The sequence below is a fragment of the Brevundimonas sp. genome (assembly GCF_046299535.1).
Classification (GTDB): domain Bacteria; phylum Pseudomonadota; class Alphaproteobacteria; order Caulobacterales; family Caulobacteraceae; genus Brevundimonas.
Genome location: NZ_JBKBIB010000003.1, coordinates 107,617 through 125,814, shown reverse-complemented (window position 1 = coordinate 125,814; position 18,198 = coordinate 107,617). Strand labels below are relative to the sequence as shown.

18 protein-coding genes, 1 tRNA gene and 1 other RNA gene are annotated in these 18,198 nt (G+C 69.0%); 11 read left to right on the top strand and 9 right to left on the bottom strand.

Annotated elements, in window-relative coordinates; all coding sequences use genetic code 11:
• Positions 1-6 precede the first annotated feature (6 nt).
• The gene (locus tag ACK4FB_RS03365; protein ID WP_409747835.1) at positions 7-780 is read right to left on the bottom strand and encodes a YebC/PmpR family DNA-binding transcriptional regulator; all 774 of its coding nucleotides are present in this window, start codon (positions 778-780) and stop codon (positions 7-9) included.
• A 121-nt stretch (positions 781-901) separates the two neighbouring features.
• Here ACK4FB_RS03365 and ACK4FB_RS03360 point away from each other — a divergent pair, with 121 nt between their 5' ends.
• The gene (locus ACK4FB_RS03360) at positions 902-1,081 is read left to right on the top strand and encodes a hypothetical protein (protein WP_409747833.1); all 180 of its coding nucleotides are present in this window, start codon (positions 902-904) and stop codon (positions 1,079-1,081) included.
• Here ACK4FB_RS03360 and ACK4FB_RS03355 read toward each other — a convergent pair whose 3' ends face one another.
• From ACK4FB_RS03355 to ACK4FB_RS03335, 5 genes are all read right to left on the bottom strand, one after another.
• Positions 1,082-1,903: a YmdB family metallophosphoesterase gene (locus tag ACK4FB_RS03355; RefSeq protein WP_409747831.1), complete on the bottom strand. Its 822-nt coding sequence runs from the start codon at positions 1,901-1,903 to the stop codon at positions 1,082-1,084.
• Positions 1,900-2,523 carry a 5-formyltetrahydrofolate cyclo-ligase gene (locus ACK4FB_RS03350; RefSeq protein WP_409747829.1) on the bottom strand — a complete coding sequence of 208 codons (624 nt, stop codon included), beginning with the start codon at positions 2,521-2,523 and terminating at the stop codon, positions 1,900-1,902. The genes ACK4FB_RS03355 and ACK4FB_RS03350 overlap by 4 nt, the downstream gene beginning before the upstream one ends.
• A 34-nt stretch (positions 2,524-2,557) precedes the next feature.
• Positions 2,558-2,719, bottom strand: a non-coding RNA gene (ssrS, locus tag ACK4FB_RS03345) — 6S RNA.
• Between the two features lie 47 nt (positions 2,720-2,766).
• Positions 2,767-3,075 carry a cell division protein ZapA gene (locus tag ACK4FB_RS03340; RefSeq protein WP_409747827.1) on the bottom strand — a complete coding sequence of 103 codons (309 nt, stop codon included), beginning with the start codon at positions 3,073-3,075 and terminating at the stop codon, positions 2,767-2,769.
• Positions 3,075-3,326 carry a hypothetical protein gene (locus tag ACK4FB_RS03335; protein ID WP_409747825.1) on the bottom strand — a complete coding sequence of 84 codons (252 nt, stop codon included), beginning with the start codon at positions 3,324-3,326 and terminating at the stop codon, positions 3,075-3,077. Before ACK4FB_RS03335 ends, ACK4FB_RS03340 begins: the two co-directional genes overlap by 1 nt.
• A gap of 97 nt (positions 3,327-3,423) precedes the next feature.
• Between ACK4FB_RS03335 and tkt the strand changes: the two genes are divergently transcribed.
• Both tkt and purT read left to right on the top strand, forming a co-directional pair.
• Entirely contained in the window at positions 3,424-5,427 is a 2,004-nt protein-coding gene (gene tkt, locus ACK4FB_RS03330; RefSeq protein WP_409747823.1) for a transketolase, read from the top strand.
• 17 nt (positions 5,428-5,444) lie between these two features.
• Positions 5,445-6,638: a formate-dependent phosphoribosylglycinamide formyltransferase gene (gene purT, locus ACK4FB_RS03325; RefSeq protein ID WP_409747821.1), complete on the top strand. Its 1,194-nt coding sequence runs from the start codon at positions 5,445-5,447 to the stop codon at positions 6,636-6,638.
• Here purT and ACK4FB_RS03320 read toward each other — a convergent pair.
• Together ACK4FB_RS03320 and ACK4FB_RS03315 are read right to left on the bottom strand one after the other, a co-directional pair.
• On the bottom strand, positions 6,628-7,869 hold the full coding sequence (locus tag ACK4FB_RS03320) for a S41 family peptidase (protein WP_409747819.1): 1,242 nt from the start codon (positions 7,867-7,869) through the stop codon (positions 6,628-6,630). The genes purT and ACK4FB_RS03320 overlap by 11 nt on opposite strands.
• Before the next feature lie 55 nt (positions 7,870-7,924).
• Positions 7,925-8,812, bottom strand: a complete 888-nt coding sequence (locus ACK4FB_RS03315) for an AraC family transcriptional regulator N-terminal domain-containing protein (protein ID WP_409747817.1) — start codon at positions 8,810-8,812, stop codon at positions 7,925-7,927.
• A gap of 141 nt (positions 8,813-8,953) precedes the next feature.
• Between ACK4FB_RS03315 and ACK4FB_RS03310 the strand changes: the two genes are divergently transcribed.
• The gene (locus tag ACK4FB_RS03310) at positions 8,954-9,688 is read left to right on the top strand and encodes an SDR family oxidoreductase (RefSeq protein WP_409747815.1); all 735 of its coding nucleotides are present in this window, start codon (positions 8,954-8,956) and stop codon (positions 9,686-9,688) included.
• 122 nt (positions 9,689-9,810) lie between these two features.
• Here the strand turns inward: ACK4FB_RS03310 and ACK4FB_RS03305 are convergent.
• A tRNA-Cys gene (locus tag ACK4FB_RS03305) sits at positions 9,811-9,884 on the bottom strand.
• A 209-nt stretch (positions 9,885-10,093) separates the two neighbouring features.
• Between ACK4FB_RS03305 and ACK4FB_RS03300 the strand changes: the two genes are divergently transcribed.
• From ACK4FB_RS03300 to ACK4FB_RS03270, 7 genes are all read left to right on the top strand, one after another.
• A complete protein-coding gene (locus tag ACK4FB_RS03300; RefSeq protein ID WP_409747813.1) occupies positions 10,094-10,684 on the top strand; it encodes a hypothetical protein in 591 nt (196 codons plus the stop codon).
• Positions 10,681-11,757, top strand: coding sequence for an OmpA family protein (locus ACK4FB_RS03295; protein WP_409747811.1), 1,077 nt, complete (start codon positions 10,681-10,683; stop codon positions 11,755-11,757). The genes ACK4FB_RS03300 and ACK4FB_RS03295 overlap by 4 nt, the downstream gene beginning before the upstream one ends.
• 94 nt (positions 11,758-11,851) lie before the next feature.
• Entirely contained in the window at positions 11,852-12,481 is a 630-nt protein-coding gene (locus tag ACK4FB_RS03290) for a protein-L-isoaspartate O-methyltransferase family protein (protein WP_409747809.1), read from the top strand.
• A 125-nt stretch (positions 12,482-12,606) separates the two neighbouring features.
• Positions 12,607-14,187 carry a TolC family outer membrane protein gene (locus ACK4FB_RS03285; protein WP_409747807.1) on the top strand — a complete coding sequence of 527 codons (1,581 nt, stop codon included), beginning with the start codon at positions 12,607-12,609 and terminating at the stop codon, positions 14,185-14,187.
• 144 nt (positions 14,188-14,331) lie between these two features.
• Positions 14,332-14,961 (top strand): DUF2497 domain-containing protein, encoded by a 630-nt coding sequence (locus tag ACK4FB_RS03280; RefSeq protein ID WP_409747805.1) that lies wholly within the window; start codon positions 14,332-14,334, stop codon positions 14,959-14,961.
• A gap of 79 nt (positions 14,962-15,040) precedes the next feature.
• Positions 15,041-17,818, top strand: coding sequence for a valine--tRNA ligase (locus ACK4FB_RS03275; protein WP_409747803.1), 2,778 nt, complete (start codon positions 15,041-15,043; stop codon positions 17,816-17,818).
• Positions 17,815-18,198 (top strand): S4 domain-containing protein (locus ACK4FB_RS03270; RefSeq protein WP_409748131.1); only part of this gene is annotated, 384 nt, incomplete at its 3' end. The genes ACK4FB_RS03275 and ACK4FB_RS03270, both read left to right, overlap by 4 nt.

Here is an 18,198-nt window from a genome sequence, read left to right as displayed (position 1 = left end):
AACGGATCAGCCCGCGTACTTCGCCGCGTCCTCGTCCGAGATGTCCTCGTTCGAATAGACGTTCGCCACGTCGTCCTCGGCGTCCAGGGCGTCCAGCAGCTTCATCAGGGTGCCCACGGCCTCGCCCGTAACCGGCACTTCGGACTGGGGTTTCCAGACGATGGCAGTGGACTTGGGGTCGCCCAGCACCTTGGACATGGCTTCGGCCACCTCGTTCAGATCCTCGAAGGCGGTCCAGATCACGTGGCCCGGCGCGTCCTCGTAGATGTCGGGCTTGACCAGATCGCTGTGCACGTCCTGGGCGCCCGCCTCGATAGCGGCCTCCATGACGGCGTCCTCGGTGCCCGCCTCGGCCGGGTAGCGGATCTCGCCGACACGGTCCCACATGAAGGCGACGGAGTTGATCTCGCCCAGGGCGCCGCCGTTCTTGGTGAAGGCGGCGCGGATGTTGGATCCGGCGCGATTGCGGTTGTCGGTCAACGCCTCGACGATGATGCCCACGCCGCCGGGGCCGCGGCCCTCGTAGCGGATCTCCTCGAGGGTATCGACGTCGCCGCCTGACGCCTTGTTGATGGCGCGCTGGATCACGTCCTTGGGCAGGCTTTCGGCCTTGGCGTTGTTGACCGCCAGTCGCAAGCGCGGGTTCAGCGCCGGGTCGGGCAGGCCGGACTTGGCCGCGACGGTGATCTCCCGCGACAGACGCGAGAACAGCTTGGAGCGCACCGCGTCGGCGCGCCCCTTGCGGTGCATGATGTTCTTGAACTTGGAATGGCCGGCCATGCGGAACCCCGGAATCTGGGTCGGAAAGGGAAGGGCGCCATCTAGCGCAACCGCCGCAACCTAACAAGGAACCGGTGCGCCGGCCGGGGATTAGACTTGCATCAGCCAAGTGGAGGACGACATGGGCGCCGAGGAAGTTCTGATCGACGACGAGGACGAAGCCGACATCGTCGAATGGTACGAGGCCCGGCCCGTCACCGTCTCCACCGCCGTGGCCACCGGCGCGGTGGTCACCGCCTTTGCGCTGGGCGTGCTTACCGGCGTCGGCGCGCTGGCGCTGATGGGATGGCTGGACGACTGATCAGGCCGTCGGCACGCTCTGTCTCAACCGGCCGCCGATCCGGATCGGCTCGACCCGAGTGGCGAGGCCGGTGCGGTCGTCGGTCTCCACATAGACTCCGCACACCGTCGCCGGGCCGCTGGCCGGGGCGTAGCGGCCGCCGGACAAGCGGGTGGTGAAGCGGCGCAGGGGTTCTTCCTTGTCGTTGCCGATCACCGAATCGTAGTCGCAGCAGCCGCCCGCGTCGGTCTGGTAGGCGGTGCCGCCCGGCAGGATCTGGCAGTCGGCCGTGGGCACGTGGGTGTGGGTGCCCACCACCAGCGAGGCGCGGCCGTCGCAGAAGTGGCCCATGGCCATCTTCTCGCTGGTGGCCTCGCAGTGCATGTCCACGATCACGGCGTCGGCGACCACGCCCAGCGGCGCGGCGTTGAGCTCGCGCTCCACCGCGCTGAACGGATCGTCCATGGGGTCCATGTGCACCCGGCCCAGCACGTTCATGACCAGCACGCGGCGGCCATCTGATGTGGTGAACACGTCGGCGCCACGGCCCGGCGCATCCATCAGGCGGGGATAGTTGGCCGGGCGGATCAGGCGCGGCTCGCGCACGATATAGGTCAGGGCCTCGCGCTGGTCCCAGGAGTGGTTGCCCAGGGTCAGGACGTCGGCGCCGGCGGCGAAGATCTCGCGCGCCGTGTTCTCGGTGATGCCGAAGCCGCCCGCCGCGTTCTCGGCATTCACCACCACGAAGTCCAGCTTCAGGTCGCGGCGAAGGCCCGGCAGGTGATCGGACAGCCCGTCGCGGCCGGACTTGCCCACCACATCGCCGAAGAAAGCCAGTCTCATTCAGAAATCCTTTTGGCGGACCTATAGCCCGCTTCGGTCAGGACGCCATCCAGAGGCTGGTCGTGAGGGTCCATGGGCAGGTTGTCCATCTCCTGGGCCGCATAGGCCAGGCCGACGGCGGCGATGGGCGGGGTGCGGTCCATGGCGCGCAGGGCCTCCAGCGTCCGGTCGTAATAGCCGCCGCCCTGACCGAGCCGTCCGCCCGAGGCGTCGAACGCCAGCAGCGGCACAATGATGAGGTCGGGCGTGATCTCGCCCGCCAGATCCAGCGGCGCGGGGCATCCGGCCTGATCCAGCTCCAGCGGGTCGCCGGGGCGCCAGCGGCGAAAGACCAGCGGGGCGTCGCGACGCACCACCACCGGCAGCGCCAGCTCCAGCCCGTGAACCATCAGGGCGCGGGCGAGGGGGGCGGCGTCCATCTCCGAGCCCTGTGCGCCATAGAGGGCGGCGGTGATCGTCCGGTCGGGGGCGTCTTTTGCGAAGTCACCGGTGGTGGAGAACAAGACGTCCAGCATGGCCCCGGCATGCTCCACCAGCCGCTCGGCGGCGTAGGGGTTGGCGTCGGACGCCTGTTTGCGGCGGCCCCGCATGGCGGCGCGAAGATCGGCTTTGACGGTCACGATCCCAGCCTAGCGTATTTCGAGGGAAAAGGTTGGCGGCGCCGCGAGAGCCGTGAAGGACGGTTTGATCCTCTCGAGCCTGGGTAACCAGGTGGGCGCCGTATGCCCGGGCCCACGAGCCCGGACAGGGACAACTCCCTTCGAGTGAATTAAGGCCGCGAGGATATGTTGCCTTCGACGTGAGCCACAGCATGACCCGCCACCGCGCAAGATAGGCGCGGGCGGTGTCTTCAACAAGGCGGATCAGATGCCCGCCGCGATCTTCTCGATGCGGGCGGCGACCGCGTTCAGGGCCTCCGCGACGCCAGCCTCGGAGGGCGCGGCGGTCGGGGCTTGGGGAGCCTCGCCCATGCGGGCTTCCTGCAACTGGTCCGCCAGCATCAGGGCGGCCATCAGGAACAGACGGATGTCGCCCACCTGTCCCACGTCCGCAGCCACGTCGCGCACATGGTTGTCGAACTGTTTGGCCAGGATGCGCACGCGCTCTTCCTGGCCGTCGGCGCAGCCCACGGCATAGGGTCGGCCGTTGATCTCGACAGTGACGGTGGCCATCAGCCCTCTCCGTTCAGCATGGCGCGAACCTCGTCAGCGGCGCGGGACAGGGCCTGTGACGCCTCGTCGGCGGCGGTCTCCAGCTCGGCCACGCGCGAGGCGCTGGCGGGATCGTCGCCGCCGGATCGCGGTGCGAACAGGTCGTCGTCGGCCACGGGCGCCGGGCGCGCCTTCAGCTCGCGCACCTTGCGCTCCAGATCGTTCAGCGCACGGTCGATGCGGGCCCGTGCGGCCTCGACGGCGTCAGCCATGCTCAAATCCTCCAGTTTTCGTATAGAACCCGAAGGCGCGCCGGGGTAAAGCGGCGCCGTCCCCGTTTACTTTCTATTGTTCGAGAGGTCCGCCGCCGTGGCCGAGCCCCAGACCATCCGCACCCCGTCCGCCAAGCCCTCAATGCGCCAGATGGCCGATGCGATCCGGGTGCTGTCCATGGATGCGGTGGAAAAGGCCAACAGCGGCCATCCCGGCATGCCCATGGGCATGGCCGATGTGGCGACGGTGCTGTTCTCGAAATATCTGAAGTTCGACGCCAGCCGTCCGGACTGGGCGGACCGGGACCGGTTCATCCTGTCGGCCGGCCACGGCTCCATGCTGCTGTACAGCCTGCTGCACCTGACCGGCTACAAGGCCGTGACGAAGGAGGAACTCTCCGACTTCCGTCAGTGGGGGTCCAAGACGGCGGGTCACCCGGAGTACGGCCACATTCCGGGCGCGGAGACCACCACCGGCCCGCTGGGCCAGGGCCTGGCCAACGCCGTGGGCTTCGCCATGGCCGAGCGGCATCTGAACGCGCGCTTCGGCGACGATCTAGTGGATCACCGTACCTGGGTCATCGCCGGCGACGGCTGTTTGATGGAGGGCGTCAGCCAGGAGGCCATCGGCATCGCCGGGCGGCTGAAGCTGAACCGTCTGACCGTGCTGTGGGACGACAACGACATCACCATCGACGGCGCGGTGCGCCTGTCCGACGCCACCGACCAGCTGGCGCGCTTCAAGGCCTCGGGCTGGGCGGTCAAGGCCATCGACGGCCATGACGAGGGCCAGATCCGCCGCGCCCTGCTGTGGGCCACGCGCCAGGACAAGCCCACCCTGATCGCCTGCAAGACCAAGATCGGCCGCGGCGCCGCCACCATGGAAGGCAGCCACAAGACACACGGCGCGGCCCTGGGCGCCGCCGAGGTGGCCGCCACCCGTCTGGGCCTGAGCTGGGATCACGAGCCGTTCGACCTGCCGGACCCCATCGAGAAGGCCTGGCGCGCCGTGGGGCGTCGGGGCGCCAAGCTGCGCAAGGCCTGGGAAGGACGCCTGGCCGCTCACCCGCAGGCGGACCATTTCACCCGCGCGATGAAGGGCGACCTGCCTGCCGGCGCCTTCGACGCCCTCGACGCGAAGATCGCCGAACTGGTGGAGACGAAGCCGGCCCAGGCCACGCGCCAGTCGTCCGGCGCCGCCCTGACCGAGCTGTTCGGCCGCATCCCCGAGATGATCGGTGGCTCGGCCGACCTGACGGGGTCCAACAACACCTATGTCAAGGACACGCCCATCCTCGACACGCCGGACTATTCCGGCCGCTATGTGAACTGGGGCATCCGCGAGCACGGCATGGCCGCGGCCATGAACGGCATGGCGCTGCACGGCGGGGTGATCCCCTACGGCGGCACCTTCATGGTGTTCTCCGACTATTCGCGCCCGTCCATCCGCCTCGCCGCCCTGATGGGCATCCGGGTGGTGCATGTGCTGACCCACGACTCCATCGGTCTGGGCGAGGACGGCCCCACCCACCAGCCGGTGGAGCATCTGGCCGCCCTGCGCGCGATTCCCAACCTGCTGCTGTTCCGCCCCGCCGACACGGTGGAAGCCTTCGAGTGCTGGAAGCTGGCGCTGGAGCACCGCAACGCCCCCTCGGCCCTGGCCTTGTCGCGGCAGAAGACGGACGCGGTGCGCGTCTCGGCGTCGGATGAAAATCTGTGCGCCCGAGGCGCCTATGAGCTGCGCGCCGCCGACGGGGAGGCGAAGGCCACCCTGTTCGCCACGGGCACCGAGGTGCCGCTGGCGCTGAAGGCCCGCGACACGCTTCAGGCCCAGGGCGTGCCGACCCGGGTGGTCTCGGTTCCCTGTTTCGAACTGTTCGAGCAGCAGCCGAAAGCCTACCAGGACGCCGTCATCGGCCGCGGCACGGTCCGCGTGGCCGTGGAGGCCGCCATCAAGCAGGGCTGGGAGCGGTTCATCGGCGAGGACGGCGCTTTCGTGGGTATGTCGTCCTTCGGCGCCTCGGCCCCGGCCCCGCGCCTGTACGAAGGCTTCGGCATCACCGCCGATGCGGTGGTGGAGCAGGTGAAGGCGCGGCTCTGACGCCGGGAGCACGACCGATGAAACTGGGCACCCCGCTTTCCGACACCGCCGTGCGCGTGATGCTGCTGGGCGCCGGCGAACTGGGCAAGGAAGTGGCCATCGAGCTGCAACGCCTGGGCGCCGAGGTGGTGGCGGTGGATCGCTACCCCAACGCGCCGGCCATGCAGGTGGCGCACCGCAGCCACGTCATCCCCATGACCGACCCGCAGGTGCTGAACGGGGTCATCATGGCCGAGGCGCCCCACATCATCGTGCCCGAGATCGAGGCCATCGCCACCGACGTGCTGGCCGCCATCGAGGCGGCGGGCATGGCCACGGTCATCCCCACCGCGCGGGCCACCCAGCTGACCATGAACCGCGAGGGCATCCGACGTCTGGCGGCCGAGGAGCTTGGGCTTCCCACCAGCCCCTACGCCTTCGCCGGCTCGGCCATGGAGCTGGCGGACGCGGCCCACCGCCTCGGCCTGCCGGTCTTCGTCAAGCCGGTGATGTCCTCCTCCGGCAAGGGGCAGAGCTATGTGGAGGCGCTTGAGGATTGCGCCAACGCCTGGGCCTACGCCCAGTCCGGCGGCCGGGTCGAGACGGCGCGAGTCATCGTCGAGGGACGCATCGATTTCGACTTCGAGATCACCCTGCTGACTGTGCGGTCCCTGCGCGACGGTGTGGTCGTCACCGACTTCTGCGACCCCATCGGCCATCGTCAGGTCAAGGGCGACTATGTGGAAAGCTGGCAACCGCAGGCCATGAGCACCGCCGCCCTGACCGCCGCGCAGGACATCGCCCGCAAGGTCACCGACGCGCTGGGCGGTCTCGGCCTGTTCGGGGTGGAGCTGTTCGTGAGGGGCGATCAGGTCTGGTTCTCCGAGGTTTCGCCTCGCCCGCACGATACGGGTCTGGTGACCCTCGCCAGCCAGCGCTTCAGCGAGTTCGCCATCCACGCCCGCGCCATCCTCGGCCTGCCGGTGGACGTGAGCCGTACCGACATCGCCGCCAGCGCCGTCATCTATGGCGGCATGGACGCGCAGGGCATCGCCTTCGAGGGCGTCGACCACGCCCTGTCCGTGCCCACCGCCGACATCCGCCTGTTCGGCAAGCCCGAGAGCTTCGAGCGACGCCGCATGGGCGTCGCCCTGGCGCGGGGCGAGACGACCGATCAGGCCCGCGAACGGGCGCGTGAGGCGGCCTCGCGCGTAAAGCCCGTCAGGGAGTAGAGGTCAGCAGGGCCGCCGCCGCCGCCAGGACAACGTCCTCGCCCGCGCGGCGCTGGGCCAGGGTGGGGGCGATCTCAATGTCGGGGGTCACGCCGCGCTTCTCCAGCACCACCCCGGACGGGGTGCGCAGTTCCTGCATGCCGACGCTGAGGCGACCGCCGTCTGACAGGTTCAGGTGGCGGGAGGCCACGACCACGCCCTGGGTCCGTTCGCCCACCACCACCGCCCGGCCGGACTCCTGAAAGGCGGCGGCCAGAACCTCGGCGGCGCTGACCGAGGCGGCGTCCACCAGAACCACGAGCGGCCCCCCGTAGGCGCCCTCGGCCGGGTCGACCGCGATGCGCTGGTCCACGAAGCGGCCGGTCATGATCGTGGCGATCATGGGCTCGCGCACCAGCATGCCCATGAGGCGCGTCATCTCATAAAGCGAGCCGCCGCGGTTGCCCCGCAGATCCAGAATGACGCCCTGGGCCGGTTGCTCGAATCGCAAGGCCGCGATGGCCTCCATCACGGCGTCGACCGGGGCCGTGTCGAAACCCTCGAAGGCCAGCAGCAGAAGGTCGCCGTCCAGACGCTCCACGCGGTGCTGGGGCAGGGCCGGCATGATCTCGGCGGTCAGGATGAAGGCGTGGGATGCGCCGGTCTCATCGGTGAAGACGATCTCTTCGGCCCGACCTTCCGACGGCGGCAGGGACGCCTCCAGACTGCGGCCGTCGAAGGTCTCGGCCTTCCAGCCCACCTGCACGCCCGCGCGGCCCGCCGGGCTGTCCGGGCGCACCACATGGACGAACCAGCCGTCGGGCGCCCAGCGCAGGGTCATGCCATAGGTCGCCTGGGCCTCCCCCCGTTCCAGCGCCTCGGTGCGGACCCGGCGATGAGGCGCGCGGGCGTTGGTGTGGCGGTCGTCCAGCGCCTCGATGACCGCGTTGAGGCTGTCGTAGAAGGCGAACTCGTCGGGCTGGGCCACCACGGCCTCGCGCCGCGCGGCGGTCAGCGCATCCCAGTCCACCCCCCCGAAGTCGGATCGATAGAACAGCCGTCCGATCCAGCGCGTCGCCTCGTCATAGACCTGTTCGTTCAGGGCCCGCCGCTCGGGCGAACGGTCCGCCACCACCACCGGCGTCGGGGCGGGCTGATCCGTCCGGACATAGGGCAGGGTGCTCTGGCACGCGGTCAGGACGAGGGCGGCCAGGCCGATGAGCAAGGGCGACAGGCGGATGTTGAGCATCATGCCGCCACGCTAGCCCCATCACGCGCTCGCCGGGAACGCAAAGTTGTCCGCAGGGTCACACGGCGGTCGCCAGCGTTCCTTCTGCACGAAGACGGGCTGCATCGCGGGCGGGCGGCGTCCCGAACAGGCGGGCGTATTCCCGCGAGAACTGTGAGGGGCTGTCATAGCCCACCTGAAAGCCCGCGCCCTGGGCGTCGCAGGCTTCGCTCAGCATGAGCCGCCGGGCCTCCTGCAGACGGATCTGCTTCTGATACTGAAGGGGGCTCATGGCGGTCACCGCCTTGAAATGCTGGTGCAGGGCCGACGGGCTCATGGCCGCTTCGCGGGCCACGGCCTCGATGCTGAACGGGCGATCATAGTTGTCGCGGATCCAGGCGATGGCGCGACCCACATGGGAAAGACGGCTGTCCGGCGCGCCGATCTGACGGACCACGCCTGCCTGATCGCCGGTGAGCAGCCAGTAGTGGATCTCGCGCCGGATCAGGGGCGCGAGCACCGCAGCGTGGTCCGGATTGTCCAGAAGCTGCACCATGCGCGCCGCCGCGTCCGCCAGTTCGGGGGTGGTGAGGCTGAGGTGCACCCCGCGCGAGCCTTCCCCGCCGGGCGCGGGCGGGCGCTCGGTCATCAACGCCATCAGAAGCGCCGGCTCCAGATCGATACGCAGACACAGATAGGGGCGCTCGGGCGAAGCCTCTGTCACCTGGCCGGTCAGCGGCAGATCGACGGACACCACAAGATGCGAGGCGGCGTCGTAGCGATACGTTTCCTCGCCCAGCATGACCACTTTGGCGCCCTGGGCGATGATGCAAACAGCCGGCTGGTGCAGCGCGGGAATCCGCTCGGTCGGACGGGCCTGGCGAATGAGCGCCATGCCGGGAATGGCTGTATCGAACATGCCGTCGCCGGGCGTGTGCCGGGCGATCAGGGAGGCGAGATGGTCCATATTGCTGCTTCCCACCACCGGGCGCCCGGCGCAACGGGCCATGCTGTACTGCGGAGGATTGTGCAAGGATGGCGGAGAACCGTTCTAACGCATTCGCCCGCCGCCATCCTATTCCGGTCTCGTCAGACAAGGGAGACAGACATGACGAATGCAATGAACAAGGTGGTGCTGGTGACCGGCGCCAGCAGCGGTATCGGCGAAGCGATCGCCCGCGAACTGGCTGGCGCCGGCGCGCGTGTGGTGATCGGCGCGCGGCGGCTGGATCGGCTGGAGGCCCTGAAGGCCGATATCGAGGCGGCGGGCGGCGAGGCCATGGCCCGCGCCCTGGACGTGACCTCTCGCGAGGATGTGAAGGCTTTCGTCGAGGCAGCGCGCGACCACTTCGGCCGGGTCGACGTCATCGTCAACAACGCGGGCGTCATGCCCCTGTCGCCGCTGGCCGCCCTGAAGGTCGACGAATGGGACCGCATGATCGACGTCAACATCCGCGGCGTCCTGCACGGCATCGCAGCCGTCCTGCCGCTCATGGAAGCGCAGGGCGAGGGCCAGATCATCAATATCGCCTCCACCGCCGGGCACCAGATCCTGCCGACGGCCTCGGTCTATTGCGCCACCAAGTTCGCGGTGCGGGTGATTTCGGAGTCCCTGCGTCAGGAAACGGACAAGGTGCGCGTCTCGGTGGTGTCCCCCGGCGTCACCGAGTCCGAGCTGGCCGAAACCATCACCCACGCCGACACCGCAGCCTTCATCGACGACTACCGCAAGAAGGCGATCCCGGCCGAGGCCATCGCCCGGGCGGTCCGCTTCGCCGTCGAACAGCCGCGCGAGGTGGACGTGAGCGAGATCATCGTGCGGCCGACGGCGACCACGGTCTGAGGAGTGGGTGCGGGCGGGGAGGGAAGATCATCCTCCTCGCCCATACGGCGGTCGCGCCTCGCAGCCAAACCCGAAGGACGAAGACACCCTGATCGGGGCGATGCTTGAACAGGGAAGGGATTTGGAGGCCTGAGCCGGAATCGAACCGGCGTACACGGATTTGCAGTCCGCTGCGTAACCACTCCGCCATCAGGCCGCCGGGGCCCTTCAGAAGGGCCGTCGCTCGAGCGAGGGCGTTCGCTATCAGATCGTCCGGCTCGCCGCAACGCGCGTTTTCAGGGGCGCGGCGACCGGCCTGGACCAGTCCCCGCGTCCCAGACGCTGAACCCGACGCCGTTTCCGGAGTTTTCTACATGGCGCGGCGGGGACATTCCGGCCGCAGGCTGGAACACAGGAGGAAAGCGCATGGCTTCAACCCGCATCCTGATCGCCGCTCTGGCGGGCACGGCTGTAGCCCTTTCAGCCTGTGGAGGAAACGAGGAAGCGGCGCCGGGAGCCCCTGCTGCGACAGCACCCGACGGGTCGATGAACCAGCCGGTGGCGGCGGATGGCGCCCCTGCCCAGACGTCTCTCTGGCGCGGGGGAGAGGTCGCCCCGCTGGATATTCAGGTGGCGCATCCCAACGGCGTGGTGTTGCAACTGACATCGCTGCAGTCCCGCCAGACCGAAACCGTCGTGGGCGTGAGAATCCTCAACGGGGCCACCAACGAGATCCAGCTGAACCGCTTCAACAATCGCCAGGGCTACATCGTCGTGGACAGCGGGGAGCGCATCTACATTTCTCCGCCGGCCGGAAACACCACCCTGGCGGTTCAGCCGGGCCAGACCCTGGAAGGCGAGCTGATTTTCCTCGGCCGCCTTCCCCGCGCCCAGAGCGCCGTGCTGGTGCTGAACGAGAACAGCGCGTCCGACAATCGATACTCTCGCACTCCGGGTTTCCGGATTGATCTGCCGCTGTCGACGACGGGGTCGCAGGAAGCGGAAGCGGCATCGTGAGGGCCTTCGGGGCCCGGCGCGGGATGGTCGTCGGCCTGGCCTGCGCCCTGTCCGCCATGATGGCGGCCTGCGGAGACGCGGGCCCCGGGCGCACCGGCGCGCCGGTGGGCGCCCAGCTCACCCACGCCTCGGGGGCTGTACTGCAGATCCTGTCGGCCCGGGTGGGCGCGGAGACCACCGAGGTGATGGTGCGCGTCATCAACGGCCGGGATCGGGAGATCACCCTGAATAACGGGAACGAGATCTCTTACCTGCTCACGGACAGCGGCGAGAAACTTCCACTGATTGCACCGCCCACCAACGAGCGACTGAGCATTCCCGCCGGACAGACCATAGACGGGGCGCTGGTGTTCGCCGGGGCGCCGACGCGGGGTTCGGACGTGACTCTGGTGCTGAACGAGCGGGGGTCCTCCGACAGCGTGTTCAGCAGCACGCCCCGCTTCGAGCTCCGTCTGCCGCTGGAGGGCGCGTTCGGCGCCCGGGGAGTGGCCGAGGTGTCGGCCCTGTCCGGTATGAGGGCGAACCCCGCCACGGCCCTGCGCCCCATGAGCAGCGAAGCCTCCAGTCTCGGCGCCTCCGGCCGCGGCGCCAGCGCGTTGCGGGTGGTCGAGGCGCTGAAGACTGAACTGGGCGCCGTGGATACGGAGCGGGGCACGGTGGTGTCTCTGGAAGGGGACGTCACCTTCGATTTTGACCGCGCCACCATAAGGCCCGAGGCGCGAGGAACCCTGAATCGCCTGGCGGACCTGCTGGGTGACGCCGAAGGCGGAACCATCCAGATCGAAGGGCACACGGATTCCCGGGGCGCCGAGGATTATAACCAGGATCTGTCCGAGCGGCGCGCCGAGGCGGTCGCCGCCTGGCTGGTCGAGAGGGGCGTGGCGCGGGATCGTCTCCAGACCGCCGGCTTCGGCGCCGGGCGGCCCGTGGCGCCCAACGCGCGGTCTGACGGTTCGGACGACGAGCAGGGCAGGCAACGGAATCGCAGGGTTGAAGTCATCCTGCCGGACTCCGGCGGGGCGGCCGAGACCGGATCAGGCGGGGGACAGTCCCGGCTGGAGCCGGCGTCCTGATCATCCGCCGCCGCGGCCTTGCCGGGGCGGGGCGGGCGGACCTATAAGGCGCGCAGGTTTTCAGGCCTTCCGGCTGATCAGGATTCGAGCTGCCATGGACTTCGTCGCCGCCCGCAAGATGATGGTGGATTCCCAGGTCCGCGTGAACGACGTGACGGACCGCGCCCTTCAGGCCGCTTTGCTTGCGGTCCCGCGCGAGCGGTTCTGTGCGCCCGAGCGGGCGTTCTCGGCCTATGCCGAGGTGGAATGCGAGATCGGGGGCGGGCGCGTGCTGATGCTGCCGCGCGAGGTGGCCAAGCTGCTCAGCGCGCTGGACATGCGTGCCGGCGAAAGGGCCCTGGCCATGGCGGCCCCATACGCGGGCGCCGTGCTGGCCCGTCTGGGCGCGAAGGTCACGGCGCAGGAGGCGGATCAGGCGGTGCTGGATGTTGTCGCCCCCGCGCTGGCCGAGGCCGGGGTGGAGACGACGGTCGCGCCCTTCGATCAGCCGCAGGGCGAGGACTACGACATTATCATCAGCGAAGGGGCTGTGGCCGGGCGGCCGCAGGCCTGGCTGGACGCCCTGGCCGTGGGCGGGCGTCTGGCGGTGGTGGAGCGCGAGGGCGCGTCCGGCCGGGGTGTGCTGTATGTGCGCGGCCGCGACGGATTTTCGCGGCGCGACCTGTTCGATGCGGCGCCGCCGATGCTGGCGGGCATGACGCCCGAGCCGGCGTTCAGCTTCTGAGGTCGACCGCCGGACGGAGCGCTGCCCGTCTTGCGTGAAGAAAACTTAACTGGCGCGAAGGGCGGGCATTTCGCAAACCAGCCTGACGCGCGCGCATATCGCGCCCGAATTTTTGAGGACTGGTCATGGTGAGACGTACCCGCGCGCTGGCTTCCGCCGCCGCTCTGGCCCTGATGGCGGCGCTGGCGGGCCCGGTTTCGGCGGACTCGCTGCAGGACGCCATCGCCCTGGCGTATCAGACCAATCCGACCCTGCTGGCCCAGCGCGCCCAGCAGCGTGCCCTGGACGAGACCTATGTGCAGGCCCGCGCCGGACTGCGTCCCAACATCGACGCCTCGGCCGGCGCCTCGTACACCCGCAACTATGGCGACTCCACCAGCGGCGGGGCCATCCCGGACATTCCGGTGCCCATCGATACCGACGGCGACGGGATTCCTGACGCCACAGGCGTCATTCCCGGCGCGGCCTTCTCCAGCGGCGGCGCGGCGCGAGAGAGCAATTCCGGCAGCCTCAGCGTGGGGCTTTCCCAGACCCTGTACACGGGCGGCCGCCTCGCCCACGGCATCAACGCCGCCGAGGCGAGCGTGATGGCCGGTCGCGAGAATCTGCGCGCGGTCGAGCAGTCGGTGCTTCAGGGCGTGATCCAGGCCTATGTGGATGTGCAGCGGGACATGGAGATCCTGCGCATTCGCCAGGACAACCTTGGCGTGCTGGGGCGTCAGCTTGAGGAAGCGAGCGCCCGGTTCGAGGTGGGAGAGATCACCCGCACCGACGTCGCCCAGGCCGAAGCCCGTCTGGCCCAGTCCGAATCCGATCTGGCCGCCGCCCAGGCGCAGCTGTCGGTCAGCCGCGCCGCCTACGCCGCCGTCGTGGGCCAGTCGCCCGCCAATCTGGAGACGCCGCCGCCGCTGCCGGGCGTGCCCGCTGATTTCGACATGGCCCTGGACGCCGGTCTGGCGGAGAACCCCGCCCTGATCGCGGCGGAGTACCAGTTACGCGGCGCCGAGGCCCGGGTGGCTTCGGCCCGGGGCGCCTATCTGCCCTCCGCCAGTCTGAACGCCAGCTATGGCGGGGCCAGCCGCCTGAACGATTTCGATCCCTTCGAGCGGCCCAGCCTGAACGTCACAGCCAATGTATCGGTGCCCCTGTTCACCGGCGGGCTGAACCGTTCGCGCGTGGCGCAGGCGCTGGAAGAGGCCAACGCCGCCCAGATCAATGTGGAGGGCCAGCGCCGGGAGGTGCTGCGCACGGTGAGCACCGCCTACGCCCAGATGATTTCGGCCCAGTCGTCACTGCAGGCGGGCGAGGAGGCGGTGCGCGCCGCCCGCATCGCCGCCGAGGGCGTGCGTCAGGAGGCCCAGGTCGGCCTGCGCACCACTCTGGACGTGCTGAATCAGGAGCTGGAGCTGCGCTCGGCGGAGGTCAATCTGGTGGCCGCGCGGCGCAACAACTATGTGGCCCAGGCGGCGCTGTTGGCCGCCATGGGGCGCCTTGAGGGCCGTTATCTGGACCCGTCGCTGGACGTCTATGACGCCTCGGCGAACTTCCAGCGCGTGCGCAACCGCGGCGGCCTGCCGTGGGACGGCGCCATCGAGGCTCTGGATCGTATCGCGGCGCCTTCGATCATGCCCGCCAACGATCAGGTGGACGCTCCCATCGACACCCAGTTGAAGGCGCAGACGCGTCGCCCCGCTCCGCTGGAGTAGGCGGCGCAATTTCGGCGTATCGGCGAAACGAGCGTTGATTCCCGGGGCTCTAAGTGCGACGACAAGCACAGGGGGCTAGCGTGCTTTAGAGCGCGCCTCCCTTTGACGTTTGAAGATTATGACCGTCCGCTTCGGGGATTCGCCATGACCGATCAGTCCGCCCAGGAACCGACCATGGAGGAGATTCTCGCCTCCATCCGGCGGATCATCTCCGAGGACGACGCCCCGGCCGAAGGGGCGTCCGCAGAGCCGGCGCCCGCCGAACCGGAGCCCGAGGCCGAAACCCTCCAGGCCGACCCGGAGCCGGCGCCCGAACCGGAACCCGCCGCCCCCGCCATGGAAGAGCCCGCCCCCGAGCCCGAGGCCGCGCCCGCCGAGGACGAGGAGGTTCTGGAGCTGACCGAGCGCTATGAGGTGCCCCAGGCCGAGGAGAGCATCGGCGATCTGGACGTGTCCGCGCCCGAGCCGTTTCCCGAACCCGAGCCCGAACCGGCGCCCGCGCCGGCCCCGCAGATGGCGCCGCAACCCGCCCCCGTCGCCGCTCAGCCCGCCGAGTCTCTCGTCAGCGCCGCCGCCGCCGGCGCCGCCGCCTCGGCCTTCGCCGGCCTGACCGCCGCCGCCCGCACCCCCGCTGACGCCCGCTCGCTGGAGGATATCGTTCGCGAACTGCTGCGGCCGATGCTGAAGGACTGGCTGGATGCGAACCTGCCCGGCATCGTCGAACGCGAGGTACGCGCCGAGGTGGAGCGCATCTCCCGCCAGGGCGGCCGCTAGCCCTCGGCGTCTCATCAGACTATCTACGGAAGGCGGCTCCGACGGGGCCGCCTTTTTCTTTCCGCGAAACGATCACCCTATGCTTGAGAAGACGTTCGACCCCGCCGCCGCCGAGTCCCGCCTGTATCAACAGTGGGAGGAGAGCGGCCTGTTCGCGCCCCGCACCGATGGCGCGGCGGACGCCTATTCGATCGTCATTCCGCCGCCCAATGTGACCGGCTCGCTGCACATCGGCCATGCGCTGAACAACACGCTGCAGGACATTCTGGCGCGCTATCACCGCATGAAGGGCAAGGCGGTGCTGTGGCTGCCCGGCACCGACCACGCGGGCATCGCCACCCAGATGGTGGTGGAGCGAAAGCTGGCGGCCGAGGGCAACATCGGCCGCCGCGATCTGGGCCGTGACGCCTTCAACGACAAGGTCTGGGAATGGAAGGCCGAGAGCGGCGGGACCATCGTGCGCCAGCTGCGCCGTCTGGGCGCCTCGTGCGACTGGAGCCGTGAACGCTTCACCCTGGACGAGGGCCTGAACGCGGCCGTCCGCAAGGTGTTCGTGCAACTGCACCGGGACGGGCTGATCTATCGCGACAAGCGGCTGGTCAACTGGGACCCCCACTTCCAGACCGCCATCTCCGACCTCGAAGTCGAGCAGAAGGAGGTGGAGGGCGCCTACTGGCACTTCGCCTATCCGCTGGCCGACGGCGTGACCTATGAACACCCGGTGGCCTTCGACGAGGACGGCAAGGCGACGGAGTGGGAGACCCGCGACTACATCGTCGTGGCCACCACCCGGCCCGAGACCATGCTGGGCGACACCGGCGTGGCGGTGCATCCGGATGATGAGCGGTATGCGTCCATCGTCGGCAAGTCGGTGGTCCTGCCGATCACCAACCGCTTGATCCCCATTGTGGCCGACGCTTACGCCGACCCGACCAAGGGTTCCGGCGCGGTGAAGATCACCCCGGCGCACGACTTCAATGACTTCGGCGTTGGGAAGCGAGCGGGTTTGGCATCGATCAACATTCTCGATGCGAACGCCCGGATCATCGATCATAACTGGGCCTTCAAAGGCACAGACGCCGATGGACAAGTCGACGAAGACCCGGCCACCCTGGAATTACTCACGACGATCCCGATCGACCTTCAAGGTCTTGACCGCTTCGCCGCGCGCAAGGCCATCGTCGCGCGCGCCGAAGAGGATGGCTGGCTGAAGGCGGTCGAAAAGACCCGCCACATGGTCCCGCACGGCGACCGCTCGGGCGTGGTCATCGAGCCGTGGCTGACGGACCAGTGGTACGTTGACGCCAAGACCCTGGCGCAGCCGGCCATCAAGGCAGTGGAGCAGGGCGACACCACCTTCGAGCCCGCCAGCTACTCCAAGATCTATTTCGAATGGCTGCGCAACATCGAACCCTGGTGCATCTCTCGCCAGCTGTGGTGGGGCCACCAGATCCCCGCATGGTACGGGCCGGACGGCGAAATCTTCGTGGCCGAGACCGAGGATGACGCCCGCGCCGCCGCGCGCGACCACTACGGCGCCGAGACCGCCCTGAACCGCGACGAGGACGTGCTGGATACCTGGTTCTCGTCGGCCCTGTGGCCGTTCTCGACCATGGGCTGGCCGGACAAGACCGAGGATCTGGAGCGGTTCTATCCCACGTCCGATCTGGTCACGGCGGCGGACATCATCTTCTTCTGGGTGGCCCGGATGATGATGATGGGCCTGCACTTCATGGATGAGGTTCCCTTCAGGCGGGTCATCATCAACGGCCTGGTCCGCGACGAGAAGGGCCAGAAGATGTCGAAGTCCAAGGGCAACGTCATCGACCCGCTGGAGATCATCGACGACCTGGGCGCGGACCCCCTGCGCTTCACCATGGCCATCCTGTCGGGCACCCGCGACATCAAGCTGTCGAAGCAGCGTATCGAGGGCTATCGCAACTTCGGCACCAAGCTGTGGAATGCCGCCCGCTTCGCCCAGATGAACGAGGCGGCGCGGGTCGAGGGCTTCGATCCGGCTGCGGTCGAGCAGACCATCAACCGCTGGATTCGCGGCGAACTGGTCAAGACCGAGCGTCAGGTGTCAGAGGCGATTGAGGGCGGCCGTTTCGACGACGCGGCGGGCGCCCTGTACCGCTTCATCTGGAACGTGTTCTGCGACTGGTATCTGGAGCTGGCCAAGCCGGTGTTCGGCGGCGCCGACGAGGCGGCGAAGGCCGAGACTCGCGCCATGACCGCCTGGACCCTGGACCAGACCATCAAGTTGCTGCACCCGGTCATGCCCTTCATCACCGAGGAGCTGTGGACGCAGCTGGGCGGCGAGGGGCTGGTCATGGGCGCGGCCTGGCCGGAATTCCCGGACAGCTTCGTCGACGCGGACGCCGGGGCCGAAATCGGCTGGCTGGTGGATCTGGTCACCGAGGTGCGGGCCCTGCGCGGCGAGATGAACGTGCCGCCTGCGGCCAAGCCGCCACTGACCATTGTGGCGCCCGACGGCCAGACCGCCGCCCGCGTGGAGCGTCACCGCGATCTGCTTCAGACCCTGGCCCGGGTCTCGTCGGTGCAGACGGCGGACGCGGCGCCGGCGGGGACGGTGACCTTCGTCTCCGGCTCGACCACGGCGGCTCTGGCGCTGGCCGACCTGATCGATCTGGGCGCCGAACGCGCCCGGCTGGAGAAGGCCGTGGCTGACTTTGACGCCGACATCGGCCATGTGAACAAGAAGCTGGGCAATCCCAATTTCGTCGCCCGCGCCGCTCCTGAAGTGGTGGATGAACAGCGCGAGAAACTGGCCGCCGCGGAGGCCGGCAAGGCGAAGATGCAGGCCGCCTTGAAGCGGCTGGAGGACCTGACCTGAAAACCCGGCTGGACCAACTGCTGGTCGCGCGCGGCCTGTTCGACACCCGCGCCCGCGCCCGCGCCGCCATCGAGGCGGGCGGGGTGACGGTCGACGGCGAGCCCGCCAAACAGCCGTCGCAGAAGGTGGACGAGGACGTCGCCGTCACCGCCGAGCCGGCGCACCGCTTCGTGGGCCGCGCGGCGCTGAAGCTGGATCACGCCCTGACCCTGTGGCCGGTGGCGGTCGGGGGTCGGGTGGTGCTGGACGTGGGCGCCTCCACCGGCGGCTTCACCGAGGTGTGTCTGGAGGGGGGGGGAGGGGAGGGGGGAGAGGGGGGGGGGGGACGCAGCACGACGCCACCCGAGCTGGCAGACAAAAAGCACAGAAAAAAACAGTGG

Coding starts and splice junctions, on each gene's coding strand:
- ACK4FB_RS03365 (WP_409747835.1), bottom strand. CDS start 780: ATGGCCGGCCATTCCAAGTTCAAGAACATCATGCACCGCAAGGGGCGC.
- ACK4FB_RS03360 (WP_409747833.1), top strand. CDS start 902: ATGGGCGCCGAGGAAGTTCTGATCGACGACGAGGACGAAGCCGACATC.
- ACK4FB_RS03355 (WP_409747831.1), bottom strand. CDS start 1,903: ATGAGACTGGCTTTCTTCGGCGATGTGGTGGGCAAGTCCGGCCGCGAC.
- ACK4FB_RS03340 (WP_409747827.1), bottom strand. CDS start 3,075: ATGGCCACCGTCACTGTCGAGATCAACGGCCGACCCTATGCCGTGGGC.
- ACK4FB_RS03335 (WP_409747825.1), bottom strand. CDS start 3,326: ATGGCTGACGCCGTCGAGGCCGCACGGGCCCGCATCGACCGTGCGCTG.
- purT (WP_409747821.1), top strand. CDS start 5,445: ATGAAACTGGGCACCCCGCTTTCCGACACCGCCGTGCGCGTGATGCTG.
- ACK4FB_RS03320 (WP_409747819.1), bottom strand. CDS start 7,869: ATGATGCTCAACATCCGCCTGTCGCCCTTGCTCATCGGCCTGGCCGCC.
- ACK4FB_RS03315 (WP_409747817.1), bottom strand. CDS start 8,812: ATGGACCATCTCGCCTCCCTGATCGCCCGGCACACGCCCGGCGACGGC.
- ACK4FB_RS03310 (WP_409747815.1), top strand. CDS start 8,954: ATGACGAATGCAATGAACAAGGTGGTGCTGGTGACCGGCGCCAGCAGC.
- ACK4FB_RS03300 (WP_409747813.1), top strand. CDS start 10,094: ATGGCTTCAACCCGCATCCTGATCGCCGCTCTGGCGGGCACGGCTGTA.
- ACK4FB_RS03290 (WP_409747809.1), top strand. CDS start 11,852: ATGGACTTCGTCGCCGCCCGCAAGATGATGGTGGATTCCCAGGTCCGC.
- ACK4FB_RS03285 (WP_409747807.1), top strand. CDS start 12,607: ATGGTGAGACGTACCCGCGCGCTGGCTTCCGCCGCCGCTCTGGCCCTG.
- ACK4FB_RS03280 (WP_409747805.1), top strand. CDS start 14,332: ATGACCGATCAGTCCGCCCAGGAACCGACCATGGAGGAGATTCTCGCC.
- ACK4FB_RS03275 (WP_409747803.1), top strand. CDS start 15,041: ATGCTTGAGAAGACGTTCGACCCCGCCGCCGCCGAGTCCCGCCTGTAT.